The organism is Christiangramia oceanisediminis (assembly GCF_022570735.2).
Classification (GTDB): domain Bacteria; phylum Bacteroidota; class Bacteroidia; order Flavobacteriales; family Flavobacteriaceae; genus Christiangramia; species Christiangramia oceanisediminis.
In genome coordinates this window covers 522,089-534,263 of sequence record NZ_JANCNS010000002.1, presented here as the reverse complement: position 1 = coordinate 534,263, position 12,175 = coordinate 522,089, and the positions used below count along the sequence as shown (strand labels likewise).

Annotated in this window: 16 protein-coding genes; all 16 read left to right on the top strand. The window is 37.9% G+C overall.

Annotated features, from left to right (window positions below):
* Window positions 1–278: 278 nt before the first annotated feature.
* The 16 genes from MKO06_RS09775 to MKO06_RS09700 all read left to right on the top strand — a co-directional run bounded on the left by MKO06_RS09775 (window position 279) and on the right by MKO06_RS09700 (window position 12,105).
* Window positions 279–926: a DUF2231 domain-containing protein gene (locus tag MKO06_RS09775; RefSeq protein WP_241551991.1), complete on the top strand. Its 648-nt coding sequence runs from the start codon at window positions 279–281 to the stop codon at window positions 924–926.
* A gap of 22 nt (window positions 927–948) precedes the next feature.
* On the top strand, window positions 949–2,454 hold the full coding sequence (locus tag MKO06_RS09770) for an FMN-binding glutamate synthase family protein (protein ID WP_241551990.1): 1,506 nt from the start codon (window positions 949–951) through the stop codon (window positions 2,452–2,454).
* Window positions 2,451–2,999 (top strand): ion channel, encoded by a 549-nt coding sequence (locus MKO06_RS09765; RefSeq protein WP_241551989.1) that lies wholly within the window; start codon window positions 2,451–2,453, stop codon window positions 2,997–2,999. The genes MKO06_RS09770 and MKO06_RS09765 overlap by 4 nt, the downstream gene beginning before the upstream one ends.
* Window positions 3,000–3,017: 18 nt before the next feature.
* Window positions 3,018–3,500: a nuclear transport factor 2 family protein gene (locus MKO06_RS09760; RefSeq protein ID WP_241551988.1), complete on the top strand. Its 483-nt coding sequence runs from the start codon at window positions 3,018–3,020 to the stop codon at window positions 3,498–3,500.
* Window positions 3,501–3,506: 6 nt separating this feature from the next.
* Window positions 3,507–4,061, top strand: coding sequence for a DUF2911 domain-containing protein (locus tag MKO06_RS09755; RefSeq protein WP_241551987.1), 555 nt, complete (start codon window positions 3,507–3,509; stop codon window positions 4,059–4,061).
* 40 nt (window positions 4,062–4,101) lie between these two features.
* The gene (locus MKO06_RS09750; RefSeq protein ID WP_241551986.1) at window positions 4,102–4,809 is read left to right on the top strand and encodes a PepSY domain-containing protein; all 708 of its coding nucleotides are present in this window, start codon (window positions 4,102–4,104) and stop codon (window positions 4,807–4,809) included.
* Window positions 4,810–4,833: 24 nt separating this feature from the next.
* A complete protein-coding gene (locus MKO06_RS09745) occupies window positions 4,834–5,331 on the top strand; it encodes a DUF305 domain-containing protein (RefSeq protein WP_241551985.1) in 498 nt (165 codons plus the stop codon).
* Window positions 5,332–5,362: 31 nt separating this feature from the next.
* A complete protein-coding gene (locus MKO06_RS09740; protein WP_241551984.1) occupies window positions 5,363–7,174 on the top strand; it encodes an efflux RND transporter periplasmic adaptor subunit in 1,812 nt (603 codons plus the stop codon).
* A 243-nt stretch (window positions 7,175–7,417) separates the two neighbouring features.
* Window positions 7,418–7,984, top strand: a complete 567-nt coding sequence (locus MKO06_RS09735) for a helix-turn-helix domain-containing protein (RefSeq protein ID WP_241551983.1) — start codon at window positions 7,418–7,420, stop codon at window positions 7,982–7,984.
* Window positions 7,985–8,106: 122 nt separating this feature from the next.
* Window positions 8,107–8,478 carry an ArsR/SmtB family transcription factor gene (locus tag MKO06_RS09730; protein ID WP_008610939.1) on the top strand — a complete coding sequence of 124 codons (372 nt, stop codon included), beginning with the start codon at window positions 8,107–8,109 and terminating at the stop codon, window positions 8,476–8,478.
* 12 nt (window positions 8,479–8,490) lie between these two features.
* Window positions 8,491–9,114, top strand: a complete 624-nt coding sequence (gene merTP, locus MKO06_RS09725; protein WP_241551982.1) for a mercuric transport protein MerTP — start codon at window positions 8,491–8,493, stop codon at window positions 9,112–9,114.
* Window positions 9,115–10,461, top strand: coding sequence for a dihydrolipoyl dehydrogenase family protein (locus MKO06_RS09720; protein ID WP_241551981.1), 1,347 nt, complete (start codon window positions 9,115–9,117; stop codon window positions 10,459–10,461).
* Window positions 10,462–10,470: 9 nt separating this feature from the next.
* Complete coding sequence (locus tag MKO06_RS09715) at window positions 10,471–10,695, top strand: GDCCVxC domain-containing (seleno)protein (RefSeq protein WP_147864582.1); 225 nt, start codon at window positions 10,471–10,473, stop codon at window positions 10,693–10,695.
* Window positions 10,696–10,720: 25 nt separating this feature from the next.
* Entirely contained in the window at window positions 10,721–11,101 is a 381-nt protein-coding gene (locus MKO06_RS09710; RefSeq protein WP_256946172.1) for a metal-sensing transcriptional repressor, read from the top strand.
* Between the two features lie 114 nt (window positions 11,102–11,215).
* Window positions 11,216–11,488 carry a thioredoxin family protein gene (locus tag MKO06_RS09705; protein ID WP_241551979.1) on the top strand — a complete coding sequence of 91 codons (273 nt, stop codon included), beginning with the start codon at window positions 11,216–11,218 and terminating at the stop codon, window positions 11,486–11,488.
* 2 nt (window positions 11,489–11,490) lie between these two features.
* Window positions 11,491–12,105 (top strand): mercuric transporter MerT family protein, encoded by a 615-nt coding sequence (locus MKO06_RS09700; RefSeq protein WP_241551978.1) that lies wholly within the window; start codon window positions 11,491–11,493, stop codon window positions 12,103–12,105.
* Window positions 12,106–12,175: the final 70 nt, after the last annotated feature.

Genomic DNA, 12,175 nt, shown 5'->3' with positions numbered 1-12,175 from the left:
GTTTAGTGAAGAGTACTTGATTTTGAGGGGTAAACATTTTGGTTGGTTTATTGGTTAATAAAGGTTGCCTCTCATTTTCAAGTATTATTTAAAGGATTTTGCATATAAAAAAGGAAGATATAACAATGAAATAATGTTGCAATTCAGGTAATAGCAAAGTGCAAAATAAAAACCCGCTAAAGAAGTGGTTCAATTATATAATGTATGCTATTATAGCCCTCATAGTTTTTTGGGCTTTAGCACTACAACTCATAGGGGACTAATTAAAACCGTAAAATATGAAAACAAAACATTTTTTTTCAATCATTTTGGTCATTGCCTTCTTAGGTAGTTTGACCAAAGCCCTTGCCTTAAATGAAAAACGAAATAGCCTTGATGAAACTGAATTATCGGTCAGCATAACATCGCCCGCACAATCAGATTCTGTAAAAGCAGACTTTGATGCATTCCCCAATTTGCATCCTATGGTCGTACATTTTCCCATAGTTTTATTGTTGTTAGCGGTGGTCTTGCAGTTGATACAGCTGTTTATTTTGAACCGGACAATGGATTGGGTCATTCTTTTAATGGTAGGGTCTGGGTTTATCGGGGCATACGTTGCTGGAACATTTGTACACCCGCACACAGAAGGCCTTACCGAAATGGCAAAAAGCGTACTGGAACAACACGATAAATATGCCAATTGGACACTATGGTCCAGTGCCCTTGCCGCTATTCTGAAAATAGCAAGTCTGTTTTGGGTCAAACTAAAGCGCGGTTTCGAAATAGCAGTTTTTGTAGTAATGGCTTTTTCGGCCTATTCCGTTTCCGAAGCAGGACATTATGGTTCGCAGCTGGTGTATATAGAGGGAGTTGGCCCACAAGGAAATTATATCGGAACCGAAAGCGAAGAAGGCCACGAGGAAAATGGTGGACATTCACATTAAACAAGAACTATAAACAAGAGCAATGAGAAAAGGATTTATCATAACGAACATCATCTTGGTTGTGGCATTAGTTGCCATAATCGTCTTGTATCCATTGCTATGGTGGCTCGCCTTAGTAATACTTCCTTTCCTAATTTTAGGACTTTTGGATTATTATCAAAAATCCAATAATATTAGGCGAACCTATCCCTTGCTTGGTAGAATCACAAATTTTCTTGAGGAGCAGCGCCACGTTATTCAGGAAACATTATTGCTCAACCGTACGGAAGGACAACCCTTTACTTGGATACAAAAGGAAATCGTCTATAAGCGTGCCGCAGATGCCAATAAAAGTCAACCTTTTGGCACACAAATACCGTACGATGAAGTTGGTCGTGAATGGTTTACACATTCCACCTATCCGGCAAAAGAAGTCAACGATGATTTTAGAGTAACATTTGGAAGTTCCAAGTGCGACAAACCCTATTCTGCAAGTATTCTAAATCTTGCGGGAATGAGCTATGGCTCAATAAGCAAAAATGCGACCTTAGCCCTTAATGGCGGTGCTAAAATAGCTGGTTTTGCCCAGAATACGGGTGAAGGTGGCTTTACACCCTATCATCAACAATACGGTGCAGATATTATCTTTCAGTTTGGAACTGGATACTTTGGATGTCGTGATGCAGAAGGAAATTTTGACGCCAAAAAATTCGCCGACATCGCAACCAACGATGTAGTGAAAATGATTGAAATAAAAATTTCACAAGGAGCCAAACCTGGGTTTGGTGCCATACTACCTGCAAAGAAAAACACAAAGGAAATCGCAAAATTCAGGGATGTTGAAAAGGGAACCGAAATTCTTTCGCCACCGCACCATTCAGCATTTGGAAACGATGAAGAAATGATTTCGTTTGTTGAAAAATTGAGAAAACTTTCCAATGGCAAACCAATTGGTATTAAACTATGTATTGGGCAAAAAGATGAATTTGAAAGAATGGTTCAATCTTTCGCTGAAAAGCAAAATTATCCAGACTTCATTGCCATTGACGGTGCCGAAGGAGGTACGGGCGCTGCCCATATGGAATCACTTCATTGGGCAGGGCTGCCGATCGTTGAAGCTATTCATTTCGCAAACCGGATTCTTAAAAATTATGACTTGCGAGATGAGATAAAATTAATGGCAGCTGGTAAAATCATTTCGGCTTTTGATATCTATAGAATGTTGGCACTCGGCGCCGATACCTGTTATAGTGCCAGAGGAATGATGTTTGCCTTGGGGTGTGTGCAGTCCTTAAAATGCAATTTAGATACTTGTCCTACCGGCATAACCACAATGGTACCGTCGAGGGTAGCGTCATTAGTTGTGGAAGACAAGAAGAACAAAGTAGCCAATTACCATAAAAACACAATGCAAGCCTTTAAAGAGTTACTGGGTTCAATGGGACTTGAAAATAGAACGGGCGTACATAGAAAATACATTGTTAGACGTATAAACGAAACCGAAACAAAGACATATCAAGAAATTTTTATAAAACCCTCAAAAGAATGAGTGAAGAAAAGGATATAGAAACCACGGCTGCCTTTTATGGGCAACTTTTCAATAGTTCAAAGTACGTACTATTGGTAGTGCTTATTGCTACAGCTATCGGGCTGTATGTCTTGCCTAATATTAATGCTATCTGTGCTGTGGTTATACTATTGGCCCTTACGCTAATAAAGATAGGATTTATCATAGCCTTATCCTTTAATCAATTAATGAAAATTATCGGACAGAGCCATTTGCTGAGCCACGTTTTAGTGTTATTCGGATTTTTAATTGTCCTGATTGTACTTTCATTCGCTATAGACTATACAGCATTACATTTTTTTGATTCTACTCATTTCAAGATAAATAATAGTTCGGGAAATAACGGGCTGTTGGTATTTTTCGATATGTCCTATTTCAGTCTAATTACATTTTCATCTGTAGGCTACGGCGATATAATCCCGATAACGGTTACAACTAAAACCTTGGTGGCACTTGAGGTGGCCCTCAGATTTTTTGTCCTTGTATTTGGTATCGCAAATGTGAATAGAATTCGAGTAAATAAATAACCCTTAATAACTAAAATTATGAAAACTCTAAAATTAACAACAATCCTAATGCTACTTACGTTTGCCACAGGCCAAATGTTTAGCCAAAATGTAGATTTAGGCACCGAGAAAGAAGCTGTTCTAAAAGTAATGAAAACCTATAAGGATGCGCTGCAAAACCTGACGACTGAAGGCACCTTTGAGTTGTTTACAAAAGACTCAGAAGTTTTTGAATCTGGCGGTGTTGAAGGCTCATACGCACACTATATAGAACATCACTTAGGGCCAGAATTAGGTCATTTCAAGAAGTTTGAATTTTCAGATTATGAAATTGATGCAGAAGTAGATTTGCCCTACGCCTTTACTACCGAAACCTATATCTACACTATCGTTCTCAACCCAGATGATGAAGGCAATAGTAGAACGATAAAGAAAAAAGGGGTGGCAACTTCTGTCCTTAAGAAGATAGATGGGAAATGGAAAATAATTAAAACGCACTCTTCATCAAGAAATACAAAGTAAAATATAATGAAAAAACACATCTATTTTTCTGTAGTATTAATCATTTCTCTAATAGTCTCTTGCAAACAAGAAAGTAAAGAGACCAAAGAAGTTGTGAAGGAAGAAATAGAAACAGTTTCTCAAACCGCTGAACCCGACAAGAAAAAACCATTAAGTCCGCATACCGAAACAATGGCAATGGTTGGCGATGCTCATATCCATATAGATTACTCTTCCCCAGGCGTAAGGAATAGAATAATTTTTGGTGGACTGTTGGCGTATGACCAAGTCTGGCAGGCTGGTGCCCATATGGCCACTTGGTTGGAAACAGATAAGGATTTAGAAATTGATGGCAAGGTATTGAAAGCCGGAAAATATGGATTTTTTGTTATTCCAAATCAGGAAGAATGGACTGTCATTTTCAACAGAAATTGGAACCAACACGGAAAGGATGACTATGATGCGAGCGATGATGTATTACGAATTAAAGCAACGCCTAAAATTTCCGAAGAAATCAAGGAACATTTAGAGTACAAAATAAACAAAACAACAGAGACTTCAGGAACAATCTCAATGAGTTAGGAAAAAGTAACGATTGAGTTTCCTTTCGAAATAAAGTAATATGGTCAACAGAAAAACAGCGAAATGGATTAGAAAAGCACACCGCTACTTGGGTATCTTTTTAGGTATTCAGTTCTTGATGTGGACGATTAGTGGGATGTATTTCAGCTGGACGGACATCGACGAGATACACGGTGACCAATTTAAGAAAGAAGCACCTGTACAGACCTCATTTAATGATTTGCTCGGCACATCCCAACTCGCTACTAAAGAACCCGTCCAATCTTTGGAATTACTGGAAATAGCAAATGAACCTTACTATTGGATAAATGAAGCACAGCTTTATAATGCCAGAACAGGACAAGGGAAAAATGGAATTACTAAAGAAGAGGCTCAACAAGTTGCAAATAGGTATATGTTGAACGATTTGGAAATAGCAAAAATTCAATTAGTCCATTCTGTAGGAGCACATCACGAATATCGCGGTCGCCCACTTCCAGTCTATGAAATTTCTTATGAGACACCACAAAACTTAAAAGCCTATGTGGCGGTTGAGAATGGCGCTTTTCAAACGGTGAGACATAGGGACTGGCGCTGGTTTGATTTTCTTTGGATGACCCATACAATGGATTATCAGGGAAGGGATAATTTCAACACGTTGCTATTAAGGGCATTTTCACTTTTGGGATTGATAACAGTCTTAAGTGGTTTTGTACTATGGTACATCAGTTCCCCATCAATCAGAAAATTAAAGAAGAAGCTTAAATAGATAATAACTTAAAAACCAAAAACAATGGATTCAAAAGAAAACACACAAGACGGAATGAAGAAAAATACTTACGGAAAGTTTATGGCTATGCTTGGGCTTTCATTTATAGCAATGTACATCACAATGTACCTAAATACCTACGAATGGGACCACGTTTGGTTTAGCCTTACAAGATTTTATATGGTTTGCCTCGGTATAGCTGCAATGGCAGTAATTATGTTGTCATTAATGCTAAATATGTATAAGAACAAGAAAAAGAACATAGCTATTTATTTGGGGAGTTTAATACTTTTTGTGAGTGCATTGGGTCTGGTACGCGAACAAAAATCAACTGTAGGTGACGTTCTCTGGATGAAAGCAATGATTCCACACCACTCTATTGCAATCTTAACAAGCAAAAGAGCCGACATAAAAGACCCAGAAGCCAAAAAACTTGCCGAGGAAATAATCGAGGCACAGTTGCGTGAGATTGCACAAATGAAAAAGATTATTTACAGATTGGAAAACAAAAAAGAGGAATAGTACTTGCGCTATTTCTTTTAAAACTAATATTATGAAAAAGAATTTAATATTTATTGGCCTTGCCTTAGTAGTAGGGCTATTGGGAGGATGGCTCATATTTGGAGGGTCAGGAAATGATGAACAGGCGATAAAGGACTTGTCCGATATGTCAGATTCGCACGATCATTCAGGTGAAAGTGCTGAGCAGATGTGGACTTGCTCAATGCACCCACAAATTATGCAACCCGAACCTGGCGATTGCCCAATCTGCGGAATGGACCTCATTCCAGCTGAGGCTGGAGCAGACGGTCTGTCTGCAGATGAGATTAAGATGACCGAAAATGCAATGGCACTGGCTAACATACAAACATCGGTCGTAGGACAAGGTCAGATGGGTAGTGGCACATTAAAACTATCTGGAAAGATAAAGCCCAATGAAGAATCCAACGCTGTGCAGGTCACCTATTTTGGTGGAAGAATTGAAAACCTCTATGTTAATACTACAGGAGAACGTGTAGGTGCCGGACAGCGTTTGGCAACTATTTATTCACCTGAATTAGTTTCTGCCCAACAAGAATTACTCACGGCTGCATCGTTGAAGGAATCACAGCCAGCACTCTATAAAGCTGTGAGGAATAAACTAAAGCTTTGGAAACTTTCTGAAAAGCAAATTAATGCTATAGAGACCGCTGGAAAAGTACAAGAAAATTTCCCTGTTTATGCAACCGTTTCTGGGACAGTAACGCATAAAATGGTAGAAGAAGGTGACTATGTAAAACAAGGACAACCCTTGTATAAAATTGCCAACCTCAATACGGTCTGGGCAGAATTTGATGCCTATGAGAATCAGATTGCTTCCTTGAAAGTTGGTCAAACTATTAAAGTGACTACCAATGCGTATCGCAATGAAGTATTTGATGCAAAAGTTTCATTTATTGACCCTTTATTAAATTCTTCTACACGAACCGTCGTAGTTAGAGCGGTGCTAAATAATAAAAATGATTTGTTCAAACCAGGAATGTTCGTCGAGGGTAAAATTGAAGGTGCTCAAGAAAGCACTTTAAGTAAAATAACAGTTCCTGCTACAGCTGTGATGTGGACTGGTGAACGTTCTGTGGTTTATGTTAAAACTAATCCTAACGAAGCTATTTTTGAAATGAGAGAAGTCTTACTCGGTAATGCCAATGGAGACACCTATACCATAATTGAAGGTCTTCAAAATGGTGATGAAGTGGTAACTAATGGCACGTTTACAGTAGATGCTGCTGCACAATTACAAGGCAAAAAATCTATGATGAACACAGCTGGTGGCAAAACAATGACCGGTCACGAAGGGCATTTAGGTATGCAAGGAAACAATTCTGGAGATAGTAAGGGGAATACTGACCATTCAGAAATGAAAGAAAGGATAGCTGTTTCAAACAAATTTCAAGGCCAGTTAAAACAGGTGTTTGAGGATTATATTCTTTTGAAAGATGCTCTGGTTAATGATGATGCCAAAAATGCACAGCAAGCGGGAAAACAAATAATACGATCCCTGAAAAATGTAGATATGAAGTTGTTATCCGATGAAAAAGCACATAACCATTGGATGACAATTCAAAAGGAATTAAATACTTCGGCAAACGCAATTTCAAGTAATACGGATATTTCAAAACAAAGAGGGCATTTCAAGCATTTGTCTGCGCATATGATAAGTAGTGTACAGCTCTTTGGGGTCAATGAAAATGTTTATATCCAGTTTTGTCCAATGGCAGACAATAATAAGGGAGCATACTGGATAAGTTTAGAGGAAGAAGTCCGTAACCCATATTATGGCGAAGCAATGTTAACCTGTGGTGAGGTTAGAGATACGTTAAAATAATCAGGGTTAGAGTTAATTGGTAAAAGCGGATTCCTCAGCCTTTAATATTTTAAAGAGGAGAAAGATGATGAGTGAAAGTAGAAGAAATAGAAGAAAAAACAAGAAAAATACATATAAACAGAAAAATCCGATTACAAAAAAAGATAAGGTTATCGGAATTTCAGCGATGATAGGATTATTTATTGCTGCTGTAATACTAATCATATATCTAAATTTAGATTTTATTAGGCATTTTTTCAACCTATGAATAATACCATCCACATTAAAAATATGGTCTGTCCGAGATGTATATCCGCAGTTTCCCAAATTTTGGTAGGATTGAACATTGATTACAAAGCTGTCAAGTTAGGAGAAGTAGAATTGGTATCGATGCTTAACGAATTCGAAAAAAAATCTTTGCAAAAAAAGCTACAAAATGCAGGATTTAGTTTGATTGACGACCGTAAAAGTCAGCTTATCGAGCAAATGAAGAATTTGGTAATTGAGAAGATACATTATTCTAATGAAGAGACCGAATTAAAATGGGCCAATATTATAAGTTACGAGCTGAACTTAGATTATAAATATTTAAGTTCCCTATTCTCATCGGTAGAAAGCATCACGTTCGAGCAATACATCATCAACCAAAAAATTGAACGTGTAAAAGAACTTATTGTCTATGATGAATTAACCTTGAGTGAGATAGCTTTTCAATTACATTATAGTAGCGTTGCGTACTTAAGCAATCAATTCAAAAAAGTAACGGGAATGACACCCACGCAGTTCAAGAAATCTGTGACAAAAAACCGAAAATCCTTGGATGAGATTTAATTAAAGAACATTAAAAAACAAAGGTTGTTTAAAAGTTCAAAGTTACTTGTTGCGTTATTATTTAAGTTTTTGCTTAAATAATATAATAATGATATATTTGTGGCCACTTTAAATCAAAAAAGATGAGCTTGGAAATAACCTGTACACGGAACGAAGCAGACAAGAAGCAAATATCGAGATGTAAGGAAACCATAGAGAATTCTTCAGGTAGCTTAGAAGCAATAAGCAAAATTTTGTCTCTTGCGGGAAGCGAGGTACGACTGAAAATTCTATTTCTATTGAACATAGAGAATGAACTGTGTCCTTGCGATATTGCTGACATTCTTGAAATGAGTGTTCCTGCCGTATCCCAACATATCCGTAAAATGAAGGATGCGGGAATTATTACATCGAGACGTGAAGGGCAAACATTGTATTATTCGCTGGTAAAGAGTGAGGACAATGTTTTGAATGGAATTTTCAATTCAATTTCAGCAAGAAAGAAAACAGCTTAGAAAGTTTACATTATGGCACCGAATAAAACTTCAAATACCGCGGCCTATACCGGCATTTTTACCGCAGTTGCAGCATCAATATGTTGTATAACCCCTGTCTTGGCATTAATTGCTGGAACAAGCGGAATTGCATCTACATTCTCTTGGGTCGAGCCATTTAGACCCTATCTTATCGGCTTGACCATTATTGTTTTGGTCTTTGCCTGGTACCAGAAACTACGACCGAAAACACAGGAAGAAATAGATTGCGCCTGTGAAGATGATGCGAAACCATCGTTTTGGCAATCCAAACGGTTCTTATTGATAGTAACACTATTCGCCGCATTGATGCTGGCCTTCCCGTACTATTCCAATCTATTTTATGCACAGCCCGCCAAGGATATCGTCTATGTCTCTCAATCCAATATCAAAAAACAGACTTTTGAAGTCGCTGGAATGACCTGTGCAGGTTGTGAGGCACACGTAGAAAGCGAAGTCAATAAATTGGACGGAATTATTTCTGTCAAAGCCAGCTACGAAAATGCCAACACCATAGTGGAATTTGACAAGACCAAAACCGATTTGCCCGCAATCCGAAAAGCCATAGAGAAAACAGGATACAAAGTAGTCGAGAATACCACCAAAGAAAATAAGTAGATGAAAAAATATGATGTTTTCATAATCGGCTCGGGTATGGCCGGTATGACAATCGCTAATAAATGTGCCTCAAAAGGTCTTTCGGTCGGCATAACCGATGAACTACCTTATGGTGGCACCTGTGCCCTACGAGGCTGTGACCCAAAAAAAGTGATTATCGGTGCCACGGAAGTACGCGACTTCGCGCAAAGACTTAAAGGGAAAGGCATTGATACCATTCCGAATATCAACTGGAAGGATATAATGGCGTTCAAACAGACCTTTGTCGATGAAATGCCGAGGAAAATAGAAAAGGGGTATAAGAAGAACGGCATCGACACCTTTCACAGTTCCGCTACGTTTAGAAATGAAAATACCTTAAGTGTAGGTAACGAGACCATTCAAGCTGATAAAGTTGTAATTGCGTCAGGTTCAAAACCAAAAGTTTTAGATTTTGAAGGCGGACAGCTTGCGAAAACGAGTACGGATTTTCTAAACCTTAAGGAATTACCCCAATCCCTGCTTTTCATCGGTGGTGGATATATCGCCTTTGAATTCGCCCATATTGCCGCACGTTCTGGTGCCGAGGTAACAATAGTACATCGAGGCAAACGTCCATTGGAAAACTTTGACAAGGATATTGTAAAACATTTGGTCGATGTCACACGTAATTTAGGGATTAAGATTGTTCTGGAAACTGAAGTTTCTAAAATTGAAAGTAAAGATGGCCACTACATAACCACAGGAATTTCAAACGGAAACGAAACTACCTACAAAGCGGCAGCGGTATTTAATTCCGCTGGTCGTCCCCCAGCCATTTTTGATTTAGAATTGGAAAAAGCAGGTATATCCTTCTCAAAAAAGGGCATAGAGGTCAACGAATACCTTCAGAGCACAACTAACGCGAACATATATGCAGCAGGCGATGCAGCGGACTCAAGAGGATTGCCCCTAACACCTGTAGCTGTTTTGGAAGGACACGTCGTAGCTTCAAATATCATTAAAGGAAATAAGAAAAAAGTCAGTTATCCCCCCATGCCTTCCGTAGTTTTCACTTTGCCCACTATGGCAACCGTTGGCCTATTGGAAGATGAGGCTAAAGAAAAAGGATATGATATCAATGTCAATTTTGAAAAAGTGGATAATTGGTTCAATGCGAGACGCCTGAATGTGGATGAATATGCTTATAAAACAATCATCGATAAAAATAATAATACCATTTTGGGCGCGCATCTGATCGGGCCTCATTGTGAAGAAACAATAAATCTTTTTGCAATGGCGATAAAGACCAAGATGACCATAAGCGATTTGCGAACAATGATATTTTCATATCCTACAATGGCATCTGACCTAACCTATATACTCTAACTATTATTTATGGAAACTACAATATTAAAATCTACGATCACCTGCCCTGAATGCGGCCACAAAACAGAAGAAGAAATGCCGACGAACGCTTGTCAATTCTTTTACGAATGCGAGAATTGCAAAGAAGTATTAAGACCAAACGAGGGAGATTGTTGCGTATTCTGTTCTTACGGTACTGTGGCCTGCCCACCAATTCAAGAAAATAAAAGATGTAATAATTCAAGTTGTTGCTAAACATTATAATGGACAAATTATGAATATGGAACAGCACAAATTACCCACTGATTTAATCTTGGATATAAAAACAAGATTAAAAACTTTGAGTGGTCAATTAAGCGGCATTGTTAAAATGCTTGATGAAGGAAAGGACCCCGAACAAATAAACATACAGTTCAAATCCATTGATAAGGGGATTCAAAAAGCACATTACTTACTGCTGGATGAAGTTTATCGAAAAGCACTTGCTATTGGAATTGTAAAGGCCGTGGACTCTTGCCCAGGAAATTGTGGTAATGAAGATAAAATTGAATATTTAAAAAGTGAATTTCCCAATTTGGAATTATCCGATTTGACCAATCGCTTAAAAGAAATCCAAACCATTGAAACCAGATTAAAAGACTACAACGAAAAAAAAGGTTAAAAAAAGTTTGGTGATCCCCTACCTCACGTTCTCATCTTTGTTCCATTATTAATTTGAACTTAAAATAAGATGAATTGTGCAACAATCACGAATTCATTGAAAAAAAAGAACATTATGAGTAAACGACAAATCGAGATTTTTACAGCAGGTTGCCCTGTATGCGAGCCTGTGTTACAATTAGTAAATGAGACAGCAGGAAAGGACTGCGAAATCACACTTCATAATCTGTCCGAGCAATGCGAAAGTAAAATCTGTGTTTCAAAAATGAAGGAATATGGGGTTACAAGAGTTCCCGCCATTGCTGTTGACGGAAAACTACTGAATTGCTGCACCAACATCGAAATCACAAAAGAGGATTTGGTAAACGCGGGAATAGGAAGTTGTTAGGTATGGCAATTACTAAATGGAACAAAAAAGCATCTATGGGGACTGCTGTATTTTCAGCAGTTTCCCTTAAACTATGCTGCTGGGGTCCTTTGCTACTTACAAGTGTAGCTGGTATTAGTGGAAGTTCTGTCTATATTTCTTGGCTTATCGCCTTGAAACCTTATCTGTTGGTTATACCATTTTTGTCATTGGGACTGGCCTTTTATCAGGTTTATAAAAAAAAGAAGGTGGACGATTGTGGCAGCTGTGATACTGCTAAACCATCATTTTTTAAATCAAAAATCTATTTGTGGTTAGTTACAGTGTTTGTTGTTGTAATGACATTGGTTTCTTATTATCCGCAAATATTTCACCCAATGGCCACAAAAGGAATTGTTGCAACAAACAATACACATATTCAAACTGTAAAGTTGAATATTGAAGGGATGGTATGCTCTGGTTGTGAAAAAAATATCAACCATTCTGTAAATAAAATTGACGGGGTTACAAATGTATCTACGTCTTATGAAGAAGGGACTTCAAATATAGAATTTGATACAACTAAAACGAATTTCGATGAGATAAAAAAGGTTATTCAATCAAAAGGGTATTTGATTACAAATACTAAAGACCAATAGACACGTTCCCATTGTGATGACAAAGACATAAATCGAGAACAACTTATTCCAATTTGTTGGTAATAATTCG